The 26,244-nt window shown below is 67.8% G+C and carries 20 protein-coding genes; 14 read left to right on the forward strand and 6 right to left on the reverse strand.

Annotated elements, in window-relative coordinates; all coding sequences use genetic code 11:
• The first annotated feature begins 184 nt into the window (after nucleotides 1–184).
• The 4 genes from ASD78_RS01035 (at nucleotide 185) to ASD78_RS01050 (ending at nucleotide 2,664) form a co-directional block, all read left to right on the forward strand.
• Nucleotides 185–469 (forward strand): hypothetical protein, encoded by a 285-nt coding sequence (locus ASD78_RS01035; RefSeq protein WP_056097775.1) that lies wholly within the window; start codon nucleotides 185–187, stop codon nucleotides 467–469.
• Nucleotides 456–1,172, forward strand: a complete 717-nt coding sequence (locus ASD78_RS01040) for a response regulator transcription factor (RefSeq protein ID WP_056097776.1) — start codon at nucleotides 456–458, stop codon at nucleotides 1,170–1,172. Before ASD78_RS01035 ends, ASD78_RS01040 begins: the two co-directional genes overlap by 14 nt.
• Nucleotides 1,173–1,217: 45 nt before the next feature.
• Nucleotides 1,218–1,604, forward strand: coding sequence for a hypothetical protein (locus ASD78_RS20395; protein ID WP_156087519.1), 387 nt, complete (start codon nucleotides 1,218–1,220; stop codon nucleotides 1,602–1,604).
• Between the two features lie 865 nt (nucleotides 1,605–2,469).
• Nucleotides 2,470–2,664, forward strand: coding sequence for a hypothetical protein (locus tag ASD78_RS01050; protein ID WP_200944103.1), 195 nt, complete (start codon nucleotides 2,470–2,472; stop codon nucleotides 2,662–2,664).
• Nucleotides 2,665–2,859: 195 nt separating this feature from the next.
• Here ASD78_RS01050 and ASD78_RS01055 read toward each other — a convergent pair whose 3' ends face one another.
• Nucleotides 2,860–3,711: a LysR substrate-binding domain-containing protein gene (locus ASD78_RS01055; RefSeq protein ID WP_056097778.1), complete on the reverse strand. Its 852-nt coding sequence runs from the start codon at nucleotides 3,709–3,711 to the stop codon at nucleotides 2,860–2,862.
• A gap of 115 nt (nucleotides 3,712–3,826) precedes the next feature.
• Between ASD78_RS01055 and ASD78_RS01060 the strand changes: the two genes are divergently transcribed.
• The gene (locus ASD78_RS01060) at nucleotides 3,827–4,225 is read left to right on the forward strand and encodes a 4-oxalocrotonate tautomerase family protein (RefSeq protein WP_056097779.1); all 399 of its coding nucleotides are present in this window, start codon (nucleotides 3,827–3,829) and stop codon (nucleotides 4,223–4,225) included.
• Here the strand turns inward: ASD78_RS01060 and gcvA are convergent.
• The gene (gcvA, locus tag ASD78_RS01065) at nucleotides 4,222–5,124 is read right to left on the reverse strand and encodes a transcriptional regulator GcvA (RefSeq protein WP_056097780.1); all 903 of its coding nucleotides are present in this window, start codon (nucleotides 5,122–5,124) and stop codon (nucleotides 4,222–4,224) included. The two genes, ASD78_RS01060 and gcvA, sit on opposite strands and share 4 nt — an antisense overlap.
• A gap of 154 nt (nucleotides 5,125–5,278) precedes the next feature.
• Here gcvA and ASD78_RS01070 point away from each other — a divergent pair, with 154 nt between their 5' ends.
• The 3 genes from ASD78_RS01070 to ASD78_RS01080 all read left to right on the forward strand — a co-directional run bounded on the left by ASD78_RS01070 (nucleotide 5,279) and on the right by ASD78_RS01080 (nucleotide 7,216).
• The gene (locus ASD78_RS01070; protein WP_056097781.1) at nucleotides 5,279–5,971 is read left to right on the forward strand and encodes an NAD(P)H-dependent oxidoreductase; all 693 of its coding nucleotides are present in this window, start codon (nucleotides 5,279–5,281) and stop codon (nucleotides 5,969–5,971) included.
• 86 nt (nucleotides 5,972–6,057) lie between these two features.
• Nucleotides 6,058–6,834, forward strand: a complete 777-nt coding sequence (locus tag ASD78_RS01075) for a HipA family kinase (RefSeq protein WP_055908498.1) — start codon at nucleotides 6,058–6,060, stop codon at nucleotides 6,832–6,834.
• On the forward strand, nucleotides 6,812–7,216 hold the full coding sequence (locus ASD78_RS01080; RefSeq protein ID WP_055907782.1) for a DUF3037 domain-containing protein: 405 nt from the start codon (nucleotides 6,812–6,814) through the stop codon (nucleotides 7,214–7,216). Before ASD78_RS01075 ends, ASD78_RS01080 begins: the two co-directional genes overlap by 23 nt.
• Before the next feature lie 12 nt (nucleotides 7,217–7,228).
• Here ASD78_RS01080 and ASD78_RS01085 read toward each other — a convergent pair whose 3' ends face one another.
• The gene (locus ASD78_RS01085) at nucleotides 7,229–8,527 is read right to left on the reverse strand and encodes a HAMP domain-containing sensor histidine kinase (RefSeq protein ID WP_056097782.1); all 1,299 of its coding nucleotides are present in this window, start codon (nucleotides 8,525–8,527) and stop codon (nucleotides 7,229–7,231) included.
• Entirely contained in the window at nucleotides 8,517–9,224 is a 708-nt protein-coding gene (locus ASD78_RS01090; RefSeq protein ID WP_056097783.1) for a response regulator transcription factor, read from the reverse strand. The genes ASD78_RS01085 and ASD78_RS01090 overlap by 11 nt, the downstream gene beginning before the upstream one ends.
• Nucleotides 9,225–9,526: 302 nt before the next feature.
• Here ASD78_RS01090 and ASD78_RS01095 point away from each other — a divergent pair, with 302 nt between their 5' ends.
• The 4 genes from ASD78_RS01095 to ASD78_RS01110 all read left to right on the forward strand — a co-directional run bounded on the left by ASD78_RS01095 (nucleotide 9,527) and on the right by ASD78_RS01110 (nucleotide 18,036).
• The gene (locus tag ASD78_RS01095; protein WP_156087521.1) at nucleotides 9,527–10,390 is read left to right on the forward strand and encodes a phosphatase PAP2 family protein; all 864 of its coding nucleotides are present in this window, start codon (nucleotides 9,527–9,529) and stop codon (nucleotides 10,388–10,390) included.
• Entirely contained in the window at nucleotides 10,387–12,060 is a 1,674-nt protein-coding gene (locus ASD78_RS01100) for a phosphoethanolamine--lipid A transferase (protein ID WP_056097784.1), read from the forward strand. Before ASD78_RS01095 ends, ASD78_RS01100 begins: the two co-directional genes overlap by 4 nt.
• Nucleotides 12,061–12,124: 64 nt before the next feature.
• On the forward strand, nucleotides 12,125–12,559 hold the full coding sequence (locus tag ASD78_RS01105) for an EamA family transporter (protein ID WP_056097785.1): 435 nt from the start codon (nucleotides 12,125–12,127) through the stop codon (nucleotides 12,557–12,559).
• 344 nt (nucleotides 12,560–12,903) lie between these two features.
• Entirely contained in the window at nucleotides 12,904–18,036 is a 5,133-nt protein-coding gene (locus ASD78_RS01110) for a non-ribosomal peptide synthetase (protein WP_056097786.1), read from the forward strand.
• 58 nt (nucleotides 18,037–18,094) lie between these two features.
• Here the strand turns inward: ASD78_RS01110 and ASD78_RS01115 are convergent, their stop codons facing one another.
• Nucleotides 18,095–19,597 carry an MFS transporter gene (locus ASD78_RS01115; RefSeq protein WP_056097787.1) on the reverse strand — a complete coding sequence of 501 codons (1,503 nt, stop codon included), beginning with the start codon at nucleotides 19,595–19,597 and terminating at the stop codon, nucleotides 18,095–18,097.
• A 35-nt stretch (nucleotides 19,598–19,632) separates the two neighbouring features.
• The gene (locus tag ASD78_RS01120; protein ID WP_055907803.1) at nucleotides 19,633–20,667 is read right to left on the reverse strand and encodes a LacI family DNA-binding transcriptional regulator; all 1,035 of its coding nucleotides are present in this window, start codon (nucleotides 20,665–20,667) and stop codon (nucleotides 19,633–19,635) included.
• 319 nt (nucleotides 20,668–20,986) lie between these two features.
• Here ASD78_RS01120 and ASD78_RS01125 point away from each other — a divergent pair, with 319 nt between their 5' ends.
• Nucleotides 20,987–23,437 carry a TonB-dependent receptor gene (locus ASD78_RS01125; RefSeq protein ID WP_056097788.1) on the forward strand — a complete coding sequence of 817 codons (2,451 nt, stop codon included), beginning with the start codon at nucleotides 20,987–20,989 and terminating at the stop codon, nucleotides 23,435–23,437.
• 152 nt (nucleotides 23,438–23,589) lie between these two features.
• Entirely contained in the window at nucleotides 23,590–26,163 is a 2,574-nt protein-coding gene (locus ASD78_RS01130; protein WP_235566423.1) for an exo 1,3/1,4-beta-D-glucan glucohydrolase, read from the forward strand.
• Nucleotides 26,164–26,244 lie beyond the last annotated feature (81 nt).

Genomic DNA, 26,244 nt, shown 5'->3' on the forward strand with positions numbered 1-26,244 from the left:
CCGCCTCCGGCATCGGCTCCCGAAACCCGTCTCCCGCAGCCCGCCCGAGCGCCATTCTTTGCGAGGGGCCGGCATCGCCGTTCTGGTTCTCGTATTGCGAACGCTCCGTTCGCGAACTGCTTGAAGCGATTTAGTCGTCTGACGCCAACATTTGCGTCGTATCGGCACGTTTCGGGAGGAAGTTATGGAGCATTCGACCTCGGAAGGACTGCTGGAATATCCGACCACTGAAGAGCTGCGCAGGCGCCTTCTCCATCATTTGCGCCGCCGCAGCGCGACGCCGGAGATGCGCCAGTTGTGGCGTGGATACTTGGCCGCCCCGGTCGAGTGGAATCTGATCGATCGGGCGGCTTATCTGGCGCTCGGCCGCCTCATCAAGGACGTTGACGACGCTGATCTGTATCAGCTGTTCGCCGGTGAGGTGACGCCCGGCCTTCGCATCGTGGGGGTGACCGATGCAGCGCCGTAGCGCGAATAATTCCAACGTGCTACGCGTTCTTGTTGCCAGCAGCGACTACGGTTTTTCGGCCAGAGTCGGCAGTCATCTGGAGAGCCTGGGTCATACCGTCGATTTCGCGCATAGCAGCGACCTGGCCGTGCGCCTATGCAAGGAATTTCGCTTCAGCGCGGTACTCATGTCGCAGACCTTGCGGGGCAAGGGCTGGGTCGAGACCTGCGAGGAGTTGCGGGAGCGCGCCCGTGTTCGGATTCCGCTGCTCCTCGTTGGCGCTTCCCCCACCGTTCAGAGCACCCTCGATGCGTTCGGTGCGGGGGCCGACGACTTTGTCGGTTTGGACACGGCCGTTGAGGAAATGCATGCGCGCTTGCTGGCGATCACCAAGAGCCGCAAAGGGCCAGGCGAACGCACCCTGAAGGTGGGGCCCTTGGAAATGGATCTCAAACTGATGGAAGCGCGCGCCAACGGCGAGCAGGTACGGTTGACGCCGGTGGGCCTGAAGGTGCTCTCGCTGCTGATGGAAGAGTCGCCGAGGCCCGTGTCGCACTCGACCATCATGGCGCACCTGGGGGGCGGAGGCATGAACAGTGCCCTCGATAACTCCCTGGTCCGTACGCACGTGTATCAAATTCGCAGGGCGATTGGACGGGGTCTGGGCACGCACATACGGACGTATCACCAAATAGGCTATGCGGTCGTCGCGAACGACGCATAAACCAGAAAGGCTTGGAACTACGAACTTATGTCGAAGGAGTCAGGTATGAACATGTCGAGGAATGGGGCCGTGCTTTGCGGATATGGCTCGTCGCTTGGGCGAGTCGTTCTTGCGGCCGCAATGATGATGTCCGCTGGTTGCTATCACTACGTTGACCCAAAGCCAGGAGAGTTCGCTGACTGCGGCGGGGCTTCGAACGGGCTTTCAGTGATGCTGAAGAGCGCAAAGACTGGGCAATCGGCCTGTCCGGGAGCCGTTAATGTCGCCAACCAGTATCTGGATGCCCCCAAGGGCACCGACCGCAAGGCGAAAGTAGACGTTCAGGTGGATGGGGCGGTGTGGACTTGTCGTGAGCGTATGAACGACACCAATCCGTTCATCCAATGCGTGAGGCAGGCAGAGCCCCACGACGAGGTGTGGCTGGTCTCCTGAGCGGTCTTGGCTCGGCGGTTCGACAAGCTCGCCGAGCCGGCGCGTGATCGCGTCCGTTTCTCTCGATGGCGCCCGCCGCGTCGTCGCTTGGATCGCGAGCCTCGCAGGCTATCGGATCGATCGCTTGACTGCTGCTTCTACAGCCTGAGGCAGAGAATGCCGGCCGCCGCGTGGCCGGCACTTCCAGGAAGCCGCTTTCCGTCCGTGTGACGGCGGTCGCTGTCCCGCGGCGATGCCGGAGATACGCAGGGGTATGGGCAAGTCGGAGCCGTTGGGCTCGCGCGTGTCGCTGAAGTCGCGGCGGCGGACGATGCCGCAGTTCTCGTGCCGCGAACGACATGTTCGCTAATGACTTGAGTCCATTCGGCCGTCAGGCGGCAAAGTGTGTGCCGTATCGACAGGTTTTCGAGGTAGGGATGGGTCGCGACGTGTGCCGGAACTTCCGCGTACGCGTCGGCTGCGGCCTCACCGGGTTCAGCCATGGGCTGAGCAGTTTCCTCTGCAACTACCAGGGCGGGTTCCTACGGCCTGGTGGGGAGTTGTTGATGCTTTTGCGTTGTATTGGGCACAGATATTGCTGAATACGTGCGCAGCGAAACGAGGTTCCGGCCGTGATCGTTGGACGGGTTTCGAAAGGGTCTTGCGACGAAGGATGTCCGTGAGCCTGGCGCCGCGGCCGGAAGGCCTCCGTGCCATGGAGTGGCTACACAGCGGGTAGGCGGCACCGATAGGAACGTCACATAACAACATGGAAAGCTGCAGGCGATACGACGCGTGACTACTACTAGAGCAAGAACGCGTCGTTGTATTCATTCGATAGTGAAACTTTCATTTGAGGTGCGATATGAAGGAAACCAGACGTAGGATGACGCTGAATCTCGCCGGGACCGAGATGCAGTTTCTTGAGGACCTGTGCGTGCGTAAGGGCGTCAGCAAGACGGCCGCGATCCGCCAGGCCTTGCGCCTGTATCAAGTGGTCGAGGACCGCGTCGATACCGGCAAGAAGCTGTACTTCGTCGACGGCGCCACCAAGGAGCGATCCGAGCTGATGTTGCTCTAGTCGGATGGCGGTACCCGACGAGGCGCGCGACGGACTCTCTCCTCCGTCGCTCGCCGTTCAAGGTTTCTGGGCATGGGCGCGATTGCTGAGCGGATCGACGGCAGCGAGTGCAGCTTGCTCCGGTGGCCTCGATGGGGCGTTGGATCCGCGCATCCGCCGCGGCCGATGCAACGAAGTCCCGTTCGGCCGCGCCCTTCAGCGAAAATGCGCGCTCAACACCGCGCCGGCTTCGAGCAGCGCCGCCGGCGAACCGCGCGGAGGCGTCAGCAGCCGGAACGCGACCGATGGCAGCGCCGGCAGGCGCAGGGCGCGCGGCGCCGGCACCAGGCCTTCGACGACCGCCGATGCGTTGAGGCAACCCACCCCCAAGCCGGCCGCGATGGCCGACTGCAGGCCGGCGACGCCGCTGCAGGTGTGCGCCACCGTGTGCGCGATGCCGCGCTCGACCAGCGCGCGCACCGCCGTGCGATGTACGGCGCAGCTGTCGGGCAGCAGCACGAAGGGCAGGGGCTCGCCTTCGCGGTGGCGGAACTGCGGCGCCGCCAGCCACGCCAGCGCTTCGCGGCGCAGTGGGCGGCCACCGGCGCGGGCCGGCTTCACCTCCATCACCAGGGCCAGGTCGTAGTCGCGGCGCGCATGGCCTTCGACGATGGCCGCGCTCTGCGCGACGGTCACCTGCAGGCGCAGTTGCGGGCAGGCGCGTGCGACGTGGCGCAGCAGTGCGGCGACGTCGGCCGGGCGGAAGTAGTCGCTGATCGCCAGGCGCACGTCGGTCGTAGGCGCCGCTTGCTGCACGTCGCGCAGCGCGAATTCGCCGATCTCCAGCAGCTGGCGCGCATGCGCCAGCAGGCGCTCGCCGGTCGGCGTGGTCGTTACGCCGTTGCGCGAACGCAGCAGCAGCGGCGCGCCCACGACGGCTTCCAGCTTCTGCAATTGTTCGCTGATCGCCGACTGCGAGCGGAACACCATCGCCGCGCCGGCGGAGATGCTGCGCGCGTCGATCACGGCGACGAAAGAGCGGAGCTGTTCCAGGTCCAGGCTGCGCATGCGTAGCTCCATGGGGTAGCCATCGGAATTACCGATGGGTGCCACCCGATAATCCAGCTATTCCGGTGGTCGGGGCGGGGCTAGTGTGGTCCTACCCCATCACCGGAACAAGTCCATGCCGCACATCGCCCTGCAGATTTCAGGAGCCCCGGATACCGCCCTGACCAAGGGGGTCGCCGCCGCCGTCGCCGACCTCACCGTCGAGGTCCTGGGCAAGCCGCGCGAGTTGATCGCGGTGACGATCCAATACCTCGACCCGGCGCAGTGGATCATCGACGGCCGCCCGCTGACCGAGCACGGCCGCAACGCCTTTCAGCTCGACATCAGCATCACCGACGAGACCAACACCAAGGCCGAGAAGGCGCGCTATCTGGAGCAGGTGTTCGCGCGGCTGTCCGAGTTGATCGGCAACCTGCATCCGACCTCTTACATCCACGTGATCGACGCGCGTGCCGCGGCCTACGGCTACGGCGGCCTGACCCAGGAGCGGCGCTACCAGCAAGCCTTGCGTTAGGCGCCGGGACCGTCGCCGGCGACCTGGGCCAGCAGCCAGTCGCGCAGCGCCGCGACTTCCGCGCCCGGCGGGCCGCCGTCGGGGTAGACCAGGTTGTGGCGGTAGCCCTCCAGGCTCGGCCCGAACGGCTGCACCAGCAGGCCCGACGCGAGGTCGTCGGCGACCAGCGCCAGGCTCAGCAGGGCCACGCCCTGACCGGCGATCGCGGCCTGGATCGCATGGCTGTCGTCGGTGTAGCGCAGGCCGGCGTCGACCTCGACGCCGCGCAGGTCGGCACGTTCGCACCAGCCGCGCCAGCTCGGCGTGCGCGCGGCGGGGTGGCGCCATTCCACATGCAGCAGCGGTTGCGAGCGCAGGTCTGCCGGCACGCGCACGCCCAGGCGCGGGCTGCACACCGGGGCGAACACGTCGTCGATCAGCGGCAGGCAGATCAGGCCGGGGTAGGGGCCGTGGCCATAGCGGATCGCCGCGTCGGCGACGCCGGCGTGCAGGTCGACCGGGTCGTCGGAGGCATGCAGGCGCAGGTCGAAGTCCGGGTAGGCGGCGCGGAATGCGGCCACCCGCGGCACCAGCCATTTCGCGGTGAACGACACCGTCGCCGACAGGGTGATCGCGCGGCGTGCGCGGCGTGCAGCGATCGCCGCGACCGCGGCGGCGAAGGCGTCGAAGCCTTCGCGCAGCACCGGGTAGAGCTGGGCCGCGTCGGCGGTCAGGGCGACCTGGCGGGTACGGCGCTCGAACAGGCGCACGCCGAGCTGGTCCTCGAGCAGGCGGATCTGATGGCTGATCGCGGTCGGGGTCACCGCGAGTTCGTCGGCGGCGCGCTTGAAGCTGGCCAGGCGGGCGGCCGCTTCGAAGGCGCGCAGGGCGCCGAGCGGGGGCAGGCGGCGAGGATTCATGGATGCAAAAAACTCATCTGATGCCTGAGGAATCGGAGTTTGTCGGCCAGCCGTATGGCGCGTCAAATGGTTCCATGAGCCGAGTACGGTGATTCCGGACCAGGAATCATGATGAGTAGGGCTCATGCAAATCCGTCCTCTACGAGAACTCCCCATGACCCGCCTGCTCCATATCGACTCCAGCGCCCGCCCCCACGGCTCCGACCGTCACGCCCACGGTTCCCACACCCGCCGCCTCAGCGCGCGCTTCGTCCAATGCTGGCAGGCGCTGCGGCCGCAGGACCCGGTGGTCTACCGCGATGTCGGCCAATCGCCGCCGGCGCCGGTGACCGGGGCCTGGATCCATGCCGCGTTCACGCCCGCCGACGCGCGCGAGCCGTGGATGCGCGAGGCCCTGGCAGAAAGCGACGCCCTGGTCGACGAACTGCTGGCGGCCGACGTGATCGTGGTCGGCCTGCCGATGTACAACTTCAATGTCCCGGCCCAGTTCAAGGCCTATATCGACAACGTGGTGCGGGTCGGCCGCACCTTCGGTTTCGACCGCAGCCGCGGCGCCGAGCCGTACTGGCCCTTGCTGGCCGAGGCCGGCAAGACCCTGGTGCTGCTGGGCTCGCGCGGCGACTACGGCTACGCGGAAGGCGGGCGGCTGGGCCGGCTCAACCACGGCGAGGCCAGCGTGCGCACCGCGTTCGGTTACCTGGGCATCGTCGATGTCCATGGCGTGGCGATCGAGTACGACGAATTCGCCGACGCGAGGCTGCGGGCGTCGATCGCCGAGGCCGAGGCAGGGGTCGATGCCCTGGCCGAGCGCCTGGCCGCGCAGCGCGGGCAGCGCGCCGCGGCCTGATCGCGCACGCCGCGCTTTGCATTTCGCGGCACCCGACCTAAGGTGGGCGGCCGATGCCGCCCACCGCGGCCGCTTGCGAACGCGCCTTGAGAACCGTTTCCGCCACCCGCTATGTCACGCCGCTGCGCGAAGGCGGCTCGCTGCCGGCCGTGGTCGAGGCCGACGACGACGGCCTGTACGTGCTGAAGTTCCGCGGCGCCGGCCAGGGCCGCAAGGCGCTGATCGCCGAGCTGATCGGCGGCGAGCTCGCGCGCGCCCTGGGCCTGCCGATACCGGAAATCGTGCTGGCCGAGCTGGATCCGGAGCTGGCCCGCACCGAGCCCGACCCCGAGATCCAGCACCTGATCCGCGCCAGCGCCGGCCTCAACCTGGCGCTCGACTACCTGCCGGGCGCGGTCAATTACGACCCGCTGGTCGATCAGCCAGACGAGGCGCTGGCCTCGCGCCTGGTCTGGTTCGACGCCTACGTGAGCAATGTCGACCGCACCGCGCGCAACACCAACCTGTTGCTTTGGCATCGGCGCCTGCACCTGATCGACCATGGCGCCGCACTGTATTTCCACCACGATTGGCCGAGCGCGGAGCGCGCCAGCGCCGGCGTGTTCGCCCAGGTCCAGGACCACGTGCTGCTGCCGCTGGCGCGGCGCCTGCGCGAGGCCGACGCCGAACTCGCGCCGCAGATCACTCCGGCGCTGATCGAGCGTATCGTCGGCCTGCTGCCCGACGCCTGGTTGCAGGACGAGCCGGAGTTCGCCGACGCCGATGCGCTGCGTCGCGGCTACGCCGACTATCTCAAGCGCCGGATCGCGCAGCGCGCCGGTTTCGTCGAGGAGGCCGTCCGTGCCCAATCCCGCTACGTATGACTACGCCGTGGTGCGGGTCGTGCCGCGGGTCGAGCGCGGCGAATTCGTCAATGTCGGCGTGCTGGTCTCGTGCCCGGGCGCCGGCTTGCTGGAAGCGGCGATCGAACTGGACGAGGCGCGCGTGCTGGCGCTGGATCCGAACCTGGACCTGGAGTCGCTGCGCGCGCACCTGGCCGCGATCGAGCGCATCTGCCGCGGCGGTCCCGGCTCGGGTCCGATCGGCGAACTGCCGGCGCGCGCGCGCTTCCATTGGCTGACCGCGCGGCGCAGTTCGATCATCCAGATGTCGCCGGTGCATACCGGACGCTGCCTGCGGCCCGAAGCCATCCTCGATCACCTGCTGGAGCGCATGGTCCGCCCGATCGCGCCGCAGGCGCGCTGAGGCGCGACGCGCTCAGGCCGGCGGCGTCGCGTCGTCGGCGCTGAGCACCAGGGTGGTGCGGGTGCCGCGGCCGACCGCGGACTCGAAGCTCAGGGTCCAGCCCAAGTGCTCGCACAGGCGCGAGATCAGGTCCAGGCCGATGCCGCCGCCGGCGCGGTCGCCGCCGCCGCGGGCGAGGCGCGCGTAGATCGCGCTGATCTCCTCCGGCGTCATGCCGTGGCCGGGGTCTTCGATGACGATGGTCGCCGGCGCCTGCAGGCGCACCCGGATCTCGCCGCGGTCGCTGTTCTCGATCGCGTTGCGCAGCAGGTTGCCGACCGCGGCCTGCACGATCGGCAGCGGCGCGACGATGTCGCACGGCGGCAACGGCGCCAGGCTCAGGCGCAGGTCCTTGTCCAGGGTGAGCTGGCGGTGGTCCTCGACGATTTCCGGCAGCAACTGGTCGAGCGCGACATGGTCGCTGACGCTGGCCAGGCGCGCGGGGTCCTTGGCCAGGGCCAGCAATAGCGAGATCAGCCGTTCTACGTCTTGCGCGGTGCGACGGACCCGGCCGAGCTGGTGGCGCACCGATGCCGGCACATCGGGCTGGTCCAGGGCGAGTTCGGTGGCGCCGGCGATCACCGCGATCGGCGTGCGCAGTTCGTGGCTGGCGCTGTCGATGAACACGCGCTCGCGTTCGACGAAGCGTTCGTTGCGCTGCAGGTACTCGTTGAGCGCGTCGGCGATCACCACCAGCTCGCCGCTGGCCGCGTGCGGCACGTCGACGCGTTGGCCGGGCAGGTCGGGGCGCAGCCGCGCGATGCGCTCGGCCAGGGTGCTCAAGGGCTGCATCAATCGATTCACGCCCAGCGCGATCAGCAGCGCGAGCACCAGCAGGGTCGTGATCGCCGACCCGGCGATGGTCAGGCCCATGTCGAACTCGCGCGTTTCCAGCTCGGAGATGTCCAGCGCCAGGGTGACGCGGCGGCCTTCGAGGTCGCGCACCAGCACGACCCATTCGGCCTCGCCGACTTCGATGTCGTCGTGCACGCCCGGCGACATCGTGCGCAGTTGCGGCGGCAACGAACTCGGCGACGGGGAGCGGTCGTCGTAGAGCTTGACCCCGGCGGTATCGGTCCAGCGGTAGCCGGGATCGTTGTGGCTGCGCTCGATGAAGTGGTCGAGCTCGGTTTCCAGCAGGGTCTGCCAGACCAGGTGTTCGACATGTTCGTTGACGATGAAGCCCTGCGCGATCACCGCGACCGACAGCAAGGCGGTGTAGCCGAGCAAACCCAGCAGGATGCGCCGGCGCAGGCTGCTCTTAGCCGCCATGCGCGGCCTCCGCGGCGCCCGGTGCGGCGAGGTCGGCCAGGCGGTAGCCGACCCGCGGCAGGGTCTGGATCAGTTTGTTCGGATACGGGCCGTCGACGCTGCGGCGCAGTTCGTAGATGTGGGAGCGCAGCATGTCGCCGTCGGGCGGGCTGTCGCCCCACAGCGCGTGTTCCAGGCGTTCGCGGGTGACGGCGGCGGGGCTGGACTGCATCAGCACTTCCAGCAGCTTGCGGCAGGCCGGATACAGGTGCAGGGCGCGGCCAGCGCGGCTGACTTCCAGGGTGGTCAGGTCGTAACGCAGGTCGGCGACCTGCAGCACGCGGCTGCGCCCGCGTCCGCTCGCGCGAGCGATCAGCGCTTCCAGGCGGACTTCCAGTTCCGGCAGGGCGAAGGGTTTGGTCAGGTAGTCGTCGGCGCCGGCACGGAAGCCGGCGATCTTGTCGGGCAGTTCGTCGCGGGCGGTCAGCATCAGCACCGGGACCTCGTTGCCGGCGTCGCGCAGGCCGCGCAGCACGCCGTGGCCGTCCAGGCGCGGCAGCATCCAATCCAGCACGATCGCGTCGTAGTGCTGGGTCACGGCCAGGTGCAGCCCGGTGGCGCCGTCGGGAGCGGCGTCCAGGGTGTAGCCGCGCGCCTCGAAGTACTCGAACAGGTTCGCGACCAGGTTCCGGTTGTCTTCCACCACCAGTACACGCATACCTGCGGATTCTCCCTTGCCGCGACGACGCGGCGCGCCCGACTGGTCAGTTTTGGCAAAACCGCGTCGGAGCGATGTCGGAACGGACAGGAACGATACCGCAGGCGCGCGACGCCGACGCTGGCGGCTCCCCGCCTGGAAACCCGGCGCCGACCCGGTCGCGGTCAGCCTGCATTTAGCTACGGCGGCCTGGAGCCGCGCATTTAACGAAGCCCGAATCCGGCTCCTACCGCTCTCCGACACCCGCGTTTCGATCATTGCTGCGGCTCCCAATCCGCGCCGGTGCGTACCGGCCACCTTCGATGAAATCTCCCGCGGCGACCAAATACAGCATGAGCGGCGAGTCCTGGCCGCCGCACCATCCCGGCCTGGATCGCATCGCTGCGATGCCGTCGCGGCTGCGCGACGAGGGCTTCTACTTCGCCCATTTCTGGCTGCCGCTGCTTGCCTTCGCGATCCTGGCGGTCGGTCTGATGCTGCTGCACGGCGACACCTGGGTCGCCGACCGTATGTACGCCTGGCAGGGCCACCGCTGGGCGCTAAAGAACGCCTTCGTCACCCAGACTCTGATACACATCGCCGGTCGCGACCTCAGCACCGCGGCCTGGCTGGCGGTGGCGGCGACCTGGGTCGTCGCCTGCCTGCGTCCCGGTATGGTCGCGCTGCGGGCGCCACTGGCCTACCTGGTGCTGTCGACGCTGTTGGCCACCGCGTTGGTGGCCTGGATCAAGTCGTGGTCGAACATGGACTGTCCCTGGGATTTGCTGCGCTATGGAGGCGATCGGCCCTACATCGGCCTGCTGGGGCTGCGTCCGGTCGGCATGTCGCGCGGGGTCTGCTTCCCGGCCGGCCATTCCAGCGGCGGCTACACCTGGATGGCGCTGTACTTCTTCTTCCTGATGGTGCGCCCGCGTCTGCGCTGGCTCGGCCTGTCGGTGGGCGTCGCGGCCGGGTTGTTGTTCGGCATCTCGCAGCAACTGCGCGGCGCGCATTTCCTGTCGCACGACCTGTGGACCGCGACCCTGTGCTGGATGAGCGTGTTCGGCATCTACTTGCTGTTCGCGCGACGCGGCGACGCGCGGCGTGCCGCCGATGACGAATTCACGCCGCACGAGGCCGCGCTCGCCCCGGACACGGCTGCGGTCCGCCGGCGGGGCGCCCAGTGAGTGCGGTCGCCCAGACGCGCGTCGTCAGCCCGGGCCGCTTCAGCGCCCTGTTGGCCTACCGTCCCGAACTGAGCCTGGAAACGCTGGCGCTGATCGTCAGCCTGTTCTTCACCGTGTTCTGCAACGGCTCGTTCTTCGCCGCGGTGGCCAAGGCCGGCGCGCTGCAAGGCCCGGGCGGCTGGCTGACCGCGCTGAGCCTGTTCGCGATGATCGCCGCGCTCAACATGCTGCTGCTGTGCCTGGTCCTGTACCGGCCGGTCGCCAAGCCGCTGCTGGTCGTGCTGTTGTTGACCACCGCGATGGCGGTGCGGTTCATGAGCGAATACACGGTGTATCTGGACACCGACATGATCCGCAACATCCTGCACACCGACGGCAAGGAGTCGGGCGAGTTGATCTCGTGGCGGCTGCTGCCGTCGCTGCTCCTGTACGGCGTGCTGCCGTCGCTGCTGGTCTGGCGCGTGCGCCTGAAATCACGCACGTTCAAGCGTGCGGTGCTGATCCGCAGCGCCTGCCTGGTCGGCGCGCTGGTGGTCGCCTGCGCCGCCGCGTTGCTGTCGTTCCAGAACCTGTCGGCGCTGATGCGCAACCACAGGGAGGTGCGTCATCTGATTACGCCCGGCAACTACGTGATGTCGCTGGCGCGGGTGGCGTTCGAAGACCAGGCCGGCAAGAACCGCGTACGCCTGCCGATCGGGCAGGACGCGAGAGTCGTCGGCCGCTCCACGCTGGCCAAGCCGCGGCTGCTGGTGATCGTGGTCGGCGAGACCGTGCGCGCGCAGAACTGGGGCCTCAACGGCTACGCGCGCCAGACCACCCCGGAACTGGCCAAGATCGGTCCGATCAACTTCCCCAACGTCAGCGCCTGCGGTTCCAGCACCGAAGTCTCGGTGCCGTGCATGTTCTCGCCCTGGGGCCGCGCCGACTACGACAAGGACCGGATCAAACGTTCCGAATCGCTGATGCACGTGCTCGAACACGCCGGCATCCAGACCCTGTGGCGCGACAATCAGACCGGCTGCAAGGGCGTGTGCGACGGCCTGTCGTTCGAATCCTTCGAACACGGCGACCTGGCGCCCTTCTGTACCGCCGAAGGCTGCTCGGACGAAGTGATGCTGCAGGGCCTGGACGCCGAGCTGGGCAAGCGCCGCGGCGACGTGGTGCTGGTGCTGCATCAGCTCGGCAACCACGGTCCGGCTTACTACAAGCGCTACCCCAGCGATCTGAAACGCTACACGCCTGCCTGCGAGACCTCCGAGCTGGGCCAGTGCAGCCTGGCCGAGATCGTCAACGCCTACGACAACGCGATCCTGCACACCGACGCCTTCCTGGCCCGCACGATCCGTTACCTCGCCGAGCAGAACGGGCGCGACGCGGCGATGATCTACCTGTCCGACCACGGCGAATCGCTGGGCGAGAACGGCCTGTTCCTACACGGCGTGCCGTATGCGATCGCGCCGCAGACCCAGTTGCGCGTGCCGATGGTGATGTGGCTGTCGCCGGGCTTCGCCGCCAGCCGCGGCGTCGACACCGCCTGCCTGCGGCACGAGGCCGGGCAGCCGGTCAGCCACGACAACCTGTTCCACTCGGTGCTGGGCCTGATGCAGGTCCGCACGTCGGTGTACGACGCCAAGCGCGACCTGTTCGGGCGTTGTGTCCGGCCCGCCTGAGGCGCTGCGCCGCCACCGCGGCGGGCGCAGAATCGGCACCTGACCGCAGATCGCGAGGCTGGGTATGAACACCGCGCCGACTTGGTTGTTCTGGGCACTGGGCTCGGCGGTGTTCGCCGCGCTCACCGCGATCTTCGCCAAGATCGGATTGCGCGGCGTCGATTCCGACTTCGCCACCCTGATCCGCACCGGCGTGATCGCGCTCGCGCTGAGCCTGTTCGTGGCGTATGCCGGCAAGTGGAGCGATCCGCTGCAGCTGCCGGGCAAGACCTGGACCTTCCTGATTCTGTCCGGCCTGGCGACCGGCGCCTCCTGGTTGTGCTACTTCCGCGCCCTGCAGATCGGTCAGGCCTCGCAGGTCGCGCCGGTCGACAAGCTGAGCCTGCTGCTGGTGGCGGTGTTCGCCTTCGTGTTCCTGGGCGAGCGGCCTAGCCCGCGGGAATGGCTGGGCATCGCGATGGTCGGCGCCGGCGTGTTGATACTGGGCTTCCGGCGCTAGCGCACCAGTCGCGGTTACAAGAAAAGAGCGCTCGGGGCGTCCGAGCGCATGGCCGCGGCAACTTTGAGCACCCAGGCGCCAGTGTGAACGGGGTCGCCAGGGCAGCGTTCGGCTTGGCCCGGACCGCCTGGGGCGGACGACCCGGACCATCCGGGCCCGTTGCTTGGCTGGCAGTTCCCGAGGCGTGGTTCCCGCCTGACCGGATTCCCCGAGGCCCGTCGTTTGAGGGTATGAGTCGCCGTCTCGGGCGGTTGGGCGTTACCGATCTCGCAGGCCTGGCCGCAGGCGGATCACTAGTGTCTTGACTATTCCGGCATGCGGCGATGGAGGCTCAGGGGGGGCTCATGTCGGTGACGGTGCAGGTTGCGTTTGCGCGTGAAACAGTGCGCTTCGATCCTGTGCATGGACCGATCGAGCGCTGGGCCGCGTGCTCGCCCGACTCCATCGCGGCGCTCTGCGGCGAGCAGTCGCTGGACTACGCCGAACTCAACCGCCGGGCCAATCGCCTGGCGCGGCACCTGCGTGCGTTGGGAGTCGGGGAGGAGGTCTGTGTCGGCGTTTTGATGGAACGCTCGCTGGACCTGCCCGTGGCATTGCTGGCGGTATTGAAGGCGGGCGGCGCGTTCGTACCGCTGGATCCCACCTATCCGGAGGAACGGTTGGCGTTCATGCTCGCCGACACCGCCGCGCCCGTGGTCCTGACCCAGTCGTGGCTGCGGGAACGGCTGCCTCCTCTTGGTCACGTCGTCGAATGCGTGTGCGTCGATACGGTATGGGGCGCGCTGGCGGAGCTGGCGGCGACCGATCTCGACACCGAGGTCGCAGCGGAGCAACTCGCGTACGTCATCTATACCTCCGGTTCGACCGGTCGGCCCAAAGGTGTGGAATTGCTGCACGGGGGGCTGGCCAACCATGCGGCATGGTTGCGGGACACCATCGCCATCGTTCCCGACGACCGCATCCTGCAGTGCAATTCGATCAGTTTCGATGCCACGTTGGTGGAATTCTTCGCGCCGTTGCAGAGCGGCGCCGCGCTGGTGCTGGCCCATCCCGAGCGGCCACTGGACATGCCGTACCTGGCTGCCTTGATCGAGGGGCGGCAGGTGACCTTGTTGAACTGCGTGCCGTCGTTTCTGCGCGGCCTGCTCTCCGAGCCCTCGCTGGTCCCGACCCGCTTGCGCTACGTGGCCTGCGGCGGCGAAGCGCTGACGGCGGAACTTGCGCACCGGCTGTATGAGGTCGCGCCGGGCGTGCGGCTGGGCAACTTCTACGGACCGACCGAAACCACCGTCGACGCGACGCACTTCGAGGTCCCTGCCGATCTGGCGCGCGATGCGGTGGTGCCGATCGGTCGGCCGATCCGTAACGTCTGGTGCGAAGTGCTCGATGCGGAGCGTCGCCATGTGCCGGCGGGCGTCGTCGGCGAGCTGCACGTGGGCGGCTCGGGCGTGGCCCGCGGCTACCGCAACCAGCCACGGTTGACGGCCGAACGCTTCATCGATCATCCCTCGCGTCCCGACGCACGCATGTTCCGCACCGGCGACCGGGTGCGCCAGCGCGAAGACGGCAACTTCGACTTCATCGGGCGCACCGATACGCAGGTGAAGGTGCGTGGTTACCGGGTCGAGCTGAGCGAGGTGGAATCGGCGCTGGCGGCGATCGACGGGGTCGAGGCCTGCGCGGTGGTGTTGCGCGAGGATGCGCCGGGCGAGCCGCGGCTTGTGGCCTATGCCTCGGGCGCGGATATGAAAGCCGATGTGCTGCGCGAAGCGCTGCGGCAGCGACTGCCCGGCCACATGGTGCCCTCTGCCTTCGTGCTGCTTCAGCAGCTGCCGATACTGGCCAGCGGCAAGATCGATCGAGCGCAACTGCCGGCACCCTCGCGCGAATCCCTCGCCCGGCAGGCCTTCGACGCGCCGCGCGGCGAACTCGAGCAGGAGGTCGCCGGCATCTGGCATTCGTTGCTGGGTGTGGGGCAGGTTGGCCGCGACGATCATTTCTTCGAACTCGGCGGGGATTCGCTGCTGCTGGTGGCCATGCTGCACCGGCTGCGCCAACACGGGTGGACGGTGGATGCTCGCATGGTGTTCGCCCATCCCACCCTGGCGGCCCTATGCGCCGCCATGGCCGCTTCGCGTCCGCCCGCCATAGAGGAGGTGCCAGCGTCGCGCGTGCCCGAAGACGCTATCGCCCTTAGCCCGGGGATGTTTCCTTTGCTCGATCTCGATGCGCAGGAACTGGCGCGGATCGCAGTCGAGGTTCCGGGCGGGGCGGGCAACGTCCAGTACATCTATCCGTTGCTGCCGCTGCAGGAGGGGATGCTGTTTCATCACCGCCTGCAGCAGCAGGGCGATGCCTATTTGTCCCGATGCTTGCTCGCCTTCGATTCAAGCGAGCGCGCGGAGCGGTTCCTGGTTGCGCTTCAACAAGTCATCGACCGTCACGACGCGTTTCGCACGGCGATCTTCTGGCGCGGCCTGTCGCGGCCGGTGCAAGTGGTGCTGCGCCACGCGCAACTGCCGGTGCTCAGGCTGCGCGGCAGGCGCCATGGCCGCGCACGCCTGTTGGCGCGAACCGATCCGAAAGCCCGACGCATGGCGCTCAACGAAGCGCCGCTGTTCTCCGCGGCCATGGTGGCCGACGAAAAGGGCGAGGGTTGCACGATCGCCTTGCTGTCGCACCACATCGTCAACGACCGCGTATCCGAGGATGTGCTCTGGGATGAGGTCGCGGCGATCCTGGCGGGTGCGGCGGACGGCCTGCCCGAGCCCGTGCCGTTCCGCACCTTCGTCGGTCAGACCTTGTCCCGCGACCAGGCCGACGCGAAAGCCTATTTCGAGCGCGAGCTCGGCGATTTGTCCGAAGCCACGACCCCGTTCGGGCTGGTCGATGTCCGCGACGATGGCAGTCACGCCTCGGAAAGCCGGATCCGGCTGGATCCGGCGATGTGCGCGCGGCTGTCCGCGGCGGCGCGCGCGGCAGGCGTCAGCATCGCGGTGCTGTTCCACGTGGCCTGGGCGATGGTGCTCGCGCGTTGCAGCAATGCTGACGACGTCGTTTTCGGCACCGTGCTCTCCGGCCGCCTCACCACCGCGGACGAGGCCAGCGGATGTGTGGGCCTGTTGATGAACACACTGCCGCTGCGCATCAAGCTGGCGCAACGCAGCGTGCGTCGTACCGTTACAGCGGTGCATGAGCAATTGGCGGAGCTGGTGGAGCACGAGCACGCGTCGCTGGTGCTGGCGCAATCCTGCAGCGCCGTGCAGTCGCCCTCGCCGCTGTTCAACTCCTTGCTCAATTACCGCCACAGCGACGGCGGGCGCTTTGCCCCCGGCAGCGGCGTCGCCCGCCATCCGAGCCTGTCCGGCCTCACCCTGCTGTCCGACGAGGAACGCACCAACTATCCGATCTCCCTGACGGTGGATCAGTCCAGCGACGGCTTCGCCATCGCCGCTCAGTGCACCACCGGCGCGAATCCGGCGCGTATCGCCGCGTATGCGTCCACGGCGATCGAGGCGCTGGTGTCGGCGTTGGAGGGCGGCGGTGACGACGACATCGCGACACTCGACGTGCTGCCGCGCGATGAATACAGGCGGCTCGTGCTCGACTGCAATGCGACCGATCGCCCGCTGGGAGCAGGCCGGGTCGTGGACCAGCTGGCCGCGCAGATGGCCCTGCATCCCGATGCACCGGCCCTGCGCTTCAACGACGAGCGACTGAGCTATCGAGAACTCTGCCTGCGCGTGGATCGGGCTGCGAGCTTGCTGCGCGCGCGCGGAGTGGCGCGTGGCTCCCGGGTCGGCGTGTGCCTGCCGCGCGGCACGGGGATGGTGGTGGCGCTGCTGGCGATACTGCGGGCGGGCGGAGCCTACGTGCCGCTCGACCCCGAATATCCGTGCTCCCGTCTGGCCTATATGGCCGGCGATGCGGCATTGGATCTGATCGTGGACGTCTCGGGGCGCTGGGGGTCGATCGTGCCGCCGGAGCGCACATTGCATCTGGCCGACTTGATCGCAGATGCGGACCAGGCGACCGACATCGAATGGACTGCGGATCCGGAACGCGATGCACGCGCAGAAGACCCGGCCTATGTGATCTACACCTCCGGTTCGACGGGGACGCCCAAGGGCGTCGTCGTGCCGCATCGGGCATTGGAGAACTTCCTCGCCAGCATGGCGTCCGCGCCGGGACTCACCGCGTCCGACCGGCTGCTGGCGGTAACGACGCTCAGTTTCGACATCGCCGCATTGGAGTTGCTGCTGCCCTTGTGCGTCGGCGCGGAGGTGATCATCGCCAGCCGTGAAGTGGCCATGGATGGCGTCGCGCTGCGCGGCTTGCTGGAATCCACCGAGGCGACGGTCATGCAGGCCACTCCGGCGACGTGGCGAATGCTGGTCGAGGCCGGCTGGCAGGGCGGCAGTCACTTCAAGGCTCTGGTCGGCGGCGAGGCCTTGGCCGACGACCTGTCCAAACAGCTGCTCGCGCGCAGCGGAGCAACCTGGAACCTCTACGGCCCGACCGAGACCACGGTCTGGTCGACGTGCTGGCAGGTCAGTCCCCACCGCGCCATGTCGATCGGTAGCCCCATCGCCAATACCAGTATCCACGTGCTCGATGCGCACATGCGCCCATGTCTGCTCGACGTGGCGGGCGAGATCCATATCGGTGGCGCCGGGCTCAGCCTGGGCTATCACGACCGGCCCGAGCTGACCGCACAGCGTTTCGTCGACGATCCGTTCGATAGCCGGCCCGGTGCGCGCCTGTATCGGACGGGAGATCGCGGACGCTGGTGCGCCGACGGCTTGCTCGAGCATCTGGGACGGCTGGACTTCCAGGTGAAGCTGCGGGGACACCGCATCGAGCCCGGAGAGATCGAAGCTCGGCTGCTCACCCATTCGCAGGTGGCGAATTCGGTCGTGGTGGTGCGGAAGGAAGCCTCGGGGGATCCGCGCCTGGTGGCCTATGTGGTTCCGGTGGCGGACGAGCCGGACGCGAACGCCTTGCGCACGCACCTGCGCGCGGCGCTCCCCGAGTACATGGTGCCTAGCCACATCCAGTTCCTGCCGAGCTTGCCGCTGGCGCCCAACGGCAAGCTGGACCGCGCCGCCCTGCCGGCGCCCGATGCCGCGCAGACCGCTGCGAGCTTCGAGCCGCCATCCGGCGACATCGAACAGGCGATCGCCGACATCTGGCAGGAACTGATAGGCGTGGCGCAGCTCGGACGCCACGACAACTTCTTCGAGCTGGGCGGCCATTCCTTGCTGGCGATGCGCGCCGTTGCCCGGATCGAAGCATCGACCGGCTGCAGGATCACCATGCTGCAGCTCGCCACCGGCAGCCTGCATGTCCTGGCCAAGCAGGTGGCAGCGAATTCACGGCCGCGGACGATGCGTTCGCTGGGCGGAATGCTGGAGCGCGGTTGGCGCCGGTTGCGCACCGCGCTGTTGCGCATCGGCCGCGGAGCTCGGATTTTCTAGCCCGAACCTGAGGCGATTTCGTTTCCCGGAGATGCGCCGGCCGCTCCGCATCGGTTTGCTAGACCACCGGCATGCGATCGTCTTCCGCTGGCCTGCCGACGCGCATGACGCACAGCGCCGCCAGCAGCAGACTGACGCCGCCGATCAGCATCGCGCAGATCGGCGCGTTGCCGAAGAAGGTCTTCAACAGGAAGCCGAGGATGCTGGCTGCGAGCAACTGCGGGATGACGATGAACAGATTGAAGATGCCCATGTACACGCCCATCTTCCCCGCCGGCACGCTGTCGGACAGCAGCGCGTAGGGCAGCGACAGGATCGACGCCCAGGCGAAGCCGACGCCGACCATCGACAGCAGCAGCCAATGCGGATCCCGGATCAGCAGGAACGACAGCAGGCCGCAGCCGCCCAGGACGAGATTGAGCATGTGGCTCAGGCGCAGGCCGAGCCGGCGCGTCATCCATGGGATCAGCATCGCGGCGAGCACGGCGAAACCGTTGTAGGCGGCGAACAGCACGCCCGCCCAGTTCGCGCCGTCGTTGTAGGCCGCCGAGCGCGTATCCTCCGTGGCGAAATGCACGCCGGTCACCGCCGCCGTCGTGTAGATCCACATCGCGAACAGCGCGAACCAGGAAAAACACTGCACCGGCACGAGCTGGCGCATGATCGTGGGCATCGTCAGCAGATCGGCGATGATCGCGGTGATCGGGTTGCGTGCGCGGCTGTAGCCGGCGATCAGCTGGATCGCGCCATAGGCGAACAGGCCGGCGGCGAGCAGGTGCAGGCGCGCATCGGCCTGGCTCAGGCGGATCGCCAGAAACGCGGCCAATCCTGCCGCGCACCAGAGCATGCCGGTGTATCGCACGTGCGCCGGCACCGGCGATGGAGGCGTTGTCGGCGCCTCGTCCTCGAAAGCGGCGAGCGCATCAGGCGGATACTCGCGCGTCGACAGCACGGTCCATGCGAGCGTGCCGAACAAGACGGCGGCGCCGAGATAGAACGCCAGCTTCACCGTGTCCGGTATCCCGCCGGCGGCGGCGAGGTTGCTGACCCCGCATTGTGCGAGCAGCCAGGGCAGCAGGCTGGCGATGACGGCGCCGGCCGCGATGAACATGGTCTGCATCGCGTAGCCGGCCGGCCGCTGCGACGACGGCAGCTGATCGCCGACGAACGAACGCAAGGGCCCCATCGAGACGTTGATCGCGGCATCGAGGAGCCACAGCAGCGCCGCCGCGCTCCACAGCGTCGGCGAATTCGGCATCGCGATCAACGCCAATGCGGCGATGATGGCGCCGGCGAGGAAATACGGCCGGCGCCGGCCGAGCCGGCCCCAGGTGCGGTCGGAGCAGTAGCCGATGATCGGCTGCACCAGCAGTCCGGTCAGCGGCGCGGCGATCCACAGCGCGGGAATGTCGTCGATGCTGGCGCCGAGGGTCTGGAAGATGCGGCTGACGTTCGCGTTCTGCAGCGCGAGGCCGAACTGCAGCCCCATGAAGCCGAAGCACATGTTCCAGATCTGCCAGAAGCCGACCGGGGGCCTGCTGGTCGTGGCGGGCGTGGACATCTGGCCGGGCCGTGCGGCGTTCGCGGCGGCGTCGCTCAGCGCCGCTTCGCCGCGGCGGGCGCGGGCCCGCCGGACTGGCGGATCATCAGTTCGTAGGGCACGCGTACCAGCGCACCGGCCTGCGGATCGCGGATCGCGGCGAGCAGCTGCTCGGCGGCGATCCGGCCCATCTCGCGGCAGGGCTGCCGCACCGTGGTCAGGCTGGGCCAGATCTGGCGCGAGGCCGGCGTGTCGTCGAAGCCGAACACCGACAAGTCCTGCGGGATGCGCATGCCGCGTTCGAACGCTTCGTGCATGACGCCGCAGGCGCTGTCGTCGTTGGCGGCGAAGATCGCCGTGGGCGGCTGCTTCAGATCGAGCAGCTGCCTGGTGCCGGCGACGCCGTCGTCGAAGGTGAAACCGCCATCGACGACGAGTTTGGGATCGTAAGGGATGCCCGCGCGGCGCAGGCCGTCGCGATAACCGGCCAGGCGCCAGGCGCGCCCGCCATGCGGCGGAGGTCCGGCGATATGGGCGATGCGGCGATGCCCGAGTTCGACCGCGTGCGCGATCATGTCCGCCGCCGCCTTGCGCTCGTCGAGGATGGTGCCGATGCGCTCGTGGCCGAGCTTGGCCTTCGCCGAGATCGTCGCATAACGCACGCCGAGGCTGTCGAGACGGTGCAGCAGCTTGACGTCGTCGGCGAACGGCGGCACCAGGATCAGGCCGTCCGGACGATACTGCGCGATCGATTCCTCCACCGCGCGGACGTGGTCGGCGTTGGAATACTCCAGCGGCCGCAGCATCGCGCTGTAGCGCTGGCGCTCGCAGGCGACGAGCATGCCGACGATGATCTCCATGATGTAGCTCGACGCCGCGGCGGGATCGTCGTACACCAGCGAGATCAGGTAGGAGCGGTTTCCCGCCAGGCTGCGCGCCGACGGATTCGGCCGGTAGTTCAGCGCCTGGGCCGCCGCCTCGACCTTCAACCGGGTTTTCTCGCGCACGTTCGGTTCGTGGTTGAAGACGCGCGAGACGGTTTTCATGGAGACGCCGGCGGCCTGGGCGACGTCTTCGATTCTGGCGCGCATCAATGCGTTTCCGAAGGGCAGGTGGGGCGAATCATGTTATCGCACACCGCGGGGGCCGCTGCGAGATCGAGCTAGGAGTGCGGTTGCGTCGGCTCCGGCCTGCCGGAACCGTCGCGCAGATTTCTTGCTGCGGTGCGGCATCCGCGCATCCTCCCAGGACGCCGATGTGACGCCGTACGAGCAAATTGGCAGCGCTGTCATTTGTCAATTGACAGCGCTGCCATTCCGGCGTATCACTCGCCCCGCTCCACACCGGCCGGCGGCGGATACCGCCAGAAGAGCCGGAAGACGGGAGCGTCCGAACTGGAGGGAAGAGGACATGGCGTACCGCTTGCACGCGCTGTATGGCGCGATTCTCGTCGCGCTCGTTTCATCAACTGATGCTCTGGCCGGACCCGCCGGCCAGGCGCAAACCGCGGATCCCGCGCAAGCGCAGACGCCAGCGGCAACCGCGCCGCAGGACAGCGCGCCCAAGACACTCGACGCGGTCGTCGTCACCGGCACCAAGCGCGAGACGCCGCTGCAGAAGACGCCGGTCGCGATCAGCGCGATAAACGCCGAAACGCTCGACAAGGAGCGGGTGATGACGGTGCAGGACCTCACCAAGCTGGTGCCGAGCATGCAGGCTACCCGTCAGGGCGACCATGACGTGACCACCATGACTCTGCGCGGCATCGGCAACGATCAGGCCAAGACCGAATACGCCGATCCGGAAGTGGCGATCTTCGTCGACGGCGTGTACTCGCCGCGCGCCGAGGCCGCCGCCGGTCTGCTGCTGGACGTGGCGGCCGCGGAAGTGTTGCGCGGTCCGCAGGGCACGCTGTGGGGCCGGAACTCCACGGTCGGCGCGGTCAACTTCCGCACCGCCACGCCGGAGATCGGCAGCTACTTCGGCAACGCCCAGCTCAGCGTCGGCAACTACAACGCGATCGGCGCGCGCGCGGTGGTCAATCTGCCGATCAGCGACACCTTCGCGATGCGCGTCGCGGTCGCCCAGGAACAGCATGACGGCTATGTCGATTATCAGGATCCGGTGGGGCAGATCCCCTCGGTCGATGCGCAGCGCGCCGCCTATGCGGCGGCCGGCGGCGATCCGGCCACGTTCCGGCCGATCAATCCGAACCAGTACGTCACCGGCGGCGACAAATACAGCGCCCAAAACCAATCCGCCGCGCGCGTGAGCGCATTGTGGCAGCCCAGCGATACCTTCAGCTGGAATCTGGCGCTCGAGTACTTCCGCGACCGCGGCACGCCGAGCATGAACCTGATGCAGCGTCCGCGGGCCGGTCAGGACTTCTGGTCGGCGCTGATCGACACCGCACCATACATCGAGCGCGATTCCTATGCGCTGCGCAGCCGCATGGACTGGGACATCAACGACGGCCTGCGGCTTTCCTACATCGCCGGCTTCAGCCGTTTCGACGGCCGTTCCACCTACGATCAGGACAGCGGCGTGCTGGTGCCGACCTGTTTCGCCTGCGGCCCCGCGCAGTATCAGGAAGACCGCACCAACGATTCCGAGTACAAGAGCACCAGCCACGAACTCAATCTGTCCTCGACCGGCGAACAGACCGTCGACTGGATCGTGGGCCTGTACTACGCCGCCGAGAAGAACTCGATCCGCTTCGACATTCCGATCTTCAACGGCACCCAGGACGGCACCGTGGCCTGGCAGGGCTCGTTCATCCAGCCCAAGGAGACGGTGGATTCCTACGCCGCGTTCGGCCAGGCCACCTGGAACGTCAACGACAGCTGGCGCCTGACCGCCGGCGCGCGCTACACCGACGACACGAAGAAGAACGTCGGCGGCCGCGGCTGGGGCTGGGCCTACAACCCGAACGTTCCGCAGGTTCCGATTTCCCCCGGCACCTATCCGAGTCCGCAGAACGGATTCAACATTTCCACCGTCAACGACGGTGAGTACGGCCACAGCCAGGTGACGTGGCTGGCGCGTACCGATTTCGATGTCGGCGAGAAGGGGCTGCTCTATGCCAGCGTGTCCACCGGCTACAAGTCCGGCGGCCTGCAGGACGGCGGCGCGACCTACAAGCACGAAGAACTGACCAACTACGAGATCGGCGGCAAGTTCAGTTTCCTGGAAGGGCGGCTGACCTGGAACAGCGCGATCTACTACATGGACTTCAAGAACTTCCAGTTGTCCGCGCCGGTTACCTTCCCCGACGGCAACCGCGGCCTGGGCTTCAACAACGTGGAAGGCAGCACCAAGGTGTGGGGCTACGAGAGCGAACTGGCGGCGCTCCTCGGCGAGAACGACCGCGTTAACCTGACGGTTTCGGGCATTCCGAAGAAGGACCTGGGCAGACTGCTGTACGCAGGCAGCAACGATTACCAGGGCCTGCCGGCCTGCCCGCCGGCGTCGGGCATCAGCAACTGCATGAACGTGACCGGCAACGAACTGCCGCATGCGCCCGACTTCGCGTTGACGCTTATCTGGGAACACGACTTCCATCTCGGCAACGGCGGCACGCTGACCCCGCGACTGACCGGCCACTACGAAACCGAAACCTGGCTGAGCGTGTTCAACCTCGGCGACGAGGATCAGCAGGACGCCCACGGCCGCGGCGATTTCTCGCTGCGTTACGAGGAGCCCCAGCGGCGCTGGTGGGCCGGCTTGTACGTGCAGAACTTCAGCGACGAGAAAACCCGCACCGCGGCCGGACGTTTCAGCCCCGGCGCCGGCCAGTACCTGTGGGTGTCGCAGTACTTGCCGCCGCGCACGTACGGAGTGAATTTCGGTCTGCACTTCTGATCGGCACCCGGCTCCCCTCGCTCGCATTGCGGGCGAGGGGACGCCGATGCGGACATCGCACTCGATTCTGCCTTTGCCTTGCGCAGGGGCATGCGGCGTAACGGGCGATCCGGCACGCCGCCCGCACGGACTTTCTGGAGCACGGTTTGAAGATCGCATCGAAGAACCCGCGGGCGCGCGCAGCGGCCCTGCGTCGGGGAGGGCTGGTCATGGTGGCGGCGCTGGGTTTGACCGTCGGCCCCGGCGTCGCCGGGAACGCGCCGGCAGGCGGCACGATCCATCCCGAGCGCTGGCCGGCGCCGGCCTGGCCGCTGCCGGCCGATCCGGCGCTGGAGGCGCGCGTCGACGCGCTGCTGGCAACGATGACGCTGGAAGAAAAGGTCGGCCAGATCGTGCAGGGCGACATTTCCAGCCTCACGCCCGAAGACGTACGCAAGTACCGGCTCGGTTCCGTACTGGCCGGCGGCGGTTCCGATCCGGGCGGAAAATACAACGCGACGCCGGCGCAATGGCTGGCGCAGGCCGACGCGTTCTACGAGGCCTCGATGGACACTCGCGGCGGCGGCAAGGCGATCCCGATCCTGTACGGCATCGATGCGGTGCATGGCCAGAGCAACGTGGTCGGCGCCACCGTGTTCCCGCACAACATCGGCCTCGGCGCGGCGCGCAATCCGGAGCTGATCCGCGAGATCGGCCGCATCACCGCGATCGAGACCCGGACCACCGGAATGGAATGGGCGTTCGCGCCGACCGTGGCGGTGCCGCAGGACGACCGCTGGGGCCGCAGCTACGAAGGCTATTCGGAAGATCCGAAGCTGGTCGCGAGCTACGCCGGCGCGATGGTCGAAGGACTGCAGGGCAAGGTCGGCGACAAGGAATTCCTGGACAGCGCGCACGTGGTTTCCTCGGTCAAGCACTACCTCGGCGACGGCGGCACGAGCGACGGCAAGGATCAGGGCGATACCCAGGTCGACGAGGCCGAACTGCGCGACGTGCACAACGCCGGCTACCCGCCGGCCATCGCCGCCGGCACGCAAGCGGTGATGATTTCCTTCAGCAGCTACCAGGGCGTGAAACTGGCGGGGCACAAGCCGCTGGTCACCGACGTGCTGAAGGGGCGCATGAACTTCGGCGGCTTCGTCGTCACCGACTGGAACGCGCACGGCCAGGTCGCTGGCTGCGACAACACGCAGTGTCCGGCGACGGTGAACGCCGGCGTCGACCTGGTGATGGCGCCCGACAGCTGGAAACCGTTCTACGAGAGCACGCTGGCCGCGGCGAAGGCCGGCACCATCCCGATCGCCAGGATCGACGATGCGGTGCGGCGCCTGCTGCGGGTGAAATTCCGGCTCGGTCTGTTCGATGCCGGCAAGCCGTCGCAGCGCGCGCTCGGCGGCAAGTTCGAACTGCTGGGCGCGCCTGAGCATCGCGCGGTCGCGCGCCAGGCGGTGCGCGAATCGCTGGTGCTGCTGAAGAACCAGCGCGGCGTGTTGCCGCTGGATCCGAAGCAGAAGCTGTTGATCGCCGGCGACGGCGCCGACAGCATGGCCAAGCAGAGCGGCGGCTGGACATTGACCTGGCAGGGCACGGGCACCACTCGCGCCGATTTTCCGAACGCCGAGACGATCTGGGAAGGGCTGAAGAGCGCGGTGGAGAGCGCCGGCGGCAGCGCCGAGCTCGCCCTCGACGGCCAATATCGGAGCAAACCCGACGCCGCCATCGTCGTGATCGGCGAGAACCCTTACGCCGAGTTCCAGGGCGATCTGCCGACCCTGCTTTACAAGCCCGGCGACGACAGCGACCTGCAGCTCATCAGGAAACTGAAGGCCGACGGCATACCCGTGGTGACGGTGTTCCTCAGCGGCCGGCCGCTGTGGGTGAACCGCGAGATCAACGCGTCCGACGCCTTCGTTGCGGCTTGGCTACCGGGCAGCGAAGGCGGCGGCATCGCCGACGTGTTGCTGCGCAGGCCCGACGGCGGGGTCCATTACGACTTCAAGGGCAAACTCAGCTTCTCCTGGCCGCGCCGCGCCGATCAGTACGCCAACAACGTCGGCCAGAAGGATTACCGCCCGCAGTTCGCCTATGGCTACGGCCTGACGTATGCCAGCAAGGGCGATCTCGCGCCGCTGCCGGAAACTGCCGGCGTATCGCTCGCGCAAGCGCAACCGGGCCTGTACTACGGGCTCGGCATGCTGGCGCCGGGACTGTCGATGGCGCTGGAAGGCGCCGATCGGCGCGCCGTCGGCATCAAGACGCTGCCTGCGGCGCTGGGCGACGGCAGCATCCGCATCGCCGCGGTCGATCACCGGCGCCAGGAGGACGCGCGGCGCGTGACCTGGTCAGGGTCTGCGCGCGCACGCTTGGCCTTGATCGCGGACACCGCGAAGGACCTGACGCGGGAGGCCAACGGCGACGTACAGCTCATGCTGACGCTGCGCGTGGACGCACCGCCGCAGGGCGACGTGGCCGTCGCCGTCGCCTGCGGCGAAGGTTGCGGCGCGAACTTGCCGCTGCGCGAGTCGCTGGCGTCGCTGCCGGCCGGCCAATGGACCACGCTCGGCATACCGTTGAAGTGTTTCGCGCTGGCCGGCGCGGACCTGTCGAAGTTGTCCGGCCTGTTGGCGATCGAAACCGCCGCGCCCTTGCAACTGTCGTTCTCGCGCATCGCGCTGGCCCCGCAGGGCGAAGCGGAGCGGACGCTCGCCTGCAGAACCAGCAAGTGAGCGACGCATAAGGGGTTTCGGAAAGTCCGCTTTTTGAAGCCATTAATTCCTTCCCTGCAACCGCAGGGCGGGCGTCACACT

It is taken from the genome of Lysobacter sp. Root667 (genome assembly GCF_001427715.1).
Classification (GTDB): Bacteria; Pseudomonadota; Gammaproteobacteria; order Xanthomonadales; family Xanthomonadaceae; genus Lysobacter.

Excerpts from the sequence above, each read along its gene's own strand:
- ASD78_RS01085 (WP_056097782.1), bottom strand. The coding sequence starts at position 8,527 with ATGGCGGCTAAGAGCAGCCTGCGCCGGCGCATCCTGCTGGGTTTGCTC.
- ASD78_RS01050 (WP_200944103.1), top strand. The coding sequence starts at position 2,470 with ATGACGCTGAATCTCGCCGGGACCGAGATGCAGTTTCTTGAGGACCTG.
- ASD78_RS01095 (WP_156087521.1), top strand. The coding sequence starts at position 9,527 with ATGAAATCTCCCGCGGCGACCAAATACAGCATGAGCGGCGAGTCCTGG.
- ASD78_RS01035 (WP_056097775.1), top strand. The coding sequence starts at position 185 with ATGGAGCATTCGACCTCGGAAGGACTGCTGGAATATCCGACCACTGAA.
- ASD78_RS01105 (WP_056097785.1), top strand. The coding sequence starts at position 12,125 with ATGAACACCGCGCCGACTTGGTTGTTCTGGGCACTGGGCTCGGCGGTG.
- ASD78_RS01070 (WP_056097781.1), top strand. The coding sequence starts at position 5,279 with ATGACCCGCCTGCTCCATATCGACTCCAGCGCCCGCCCCCACGGCTCC.
- ASD78_RS01125 (WP_056097788.1), top strand. The coding sequence starts at position 20,987 with ATGGCGTACCGCTTGCACGCGCTGTATGGCGCGATTCTCGTCGCGCTC.
- ASD78_RS01040 (WP_056097776.1), top strand. The coding sequence starts at position 456 with ATGCAGCGCCGTAGCGCGAATAATTCCAACGTGCTACGCGTTCTTGTT.
- ASD78_RS01060 (WP_056097779.1), top strand. The coding sequence starts at position 3,827 with ATGCCGCACATCGCCCTGCAGATTTCAGGAGCCCCGGATACCGCCCTG.
- ASD78_RS01120 (WP_055907803.1), bottom strand. The coding sequence starts at position 20,667 with ATGCGCGCCAGAATCGAAGACGTCGCCCAGGCCGCCGGCGTCTCCATG.
- ASD78_RS01055 (WP_056097778.1), bottom strand. The coding sequence starts at position 3,711 with ATGCGCAGCCTGGACCTGGAACAGCTCCGCTCTTTCGTCGCCGTGATC.
- ASD78_RS20395 (WP_156087519.1), top strand. The coding sequence starts at position 1,218 with ATGAACATGTCGAGGAATGGGGCCGTGCTTTGCGGATATGGCTCGTCG.
- ASD78_RS01090 (WP_056097783.1), bottom strand. The coding sequence starts at position 9,224 with ATGCGTGTACTGGTGGTGGAAGACAACCGGAACCTGGTCGCGAACCTG.
- ASD78_RS01115 (WP_056097787.1), bottom strand. The coding sequence starts at position 19,597 with ATGTCCACGCCCGCCACGACCAGCAGGCCCCCGGTCGGCTTCTGGCAG.
- ASD78_RS01110 (WP_056097786.1), top strand. The coding sequence starts at position 12,904 with ATGTCGGTGACGGTGCAGGTTGCGTTTGCGCGTGAAACAGTGCGCTTC.
- gcvA (WP_056097780.1), bottom strand. The coding sequence starts at position 5,124 with ATGAATCCTCGCCGCCTGCCCCCGCTCGGCGCCCTGCGCGCCTTCGAA.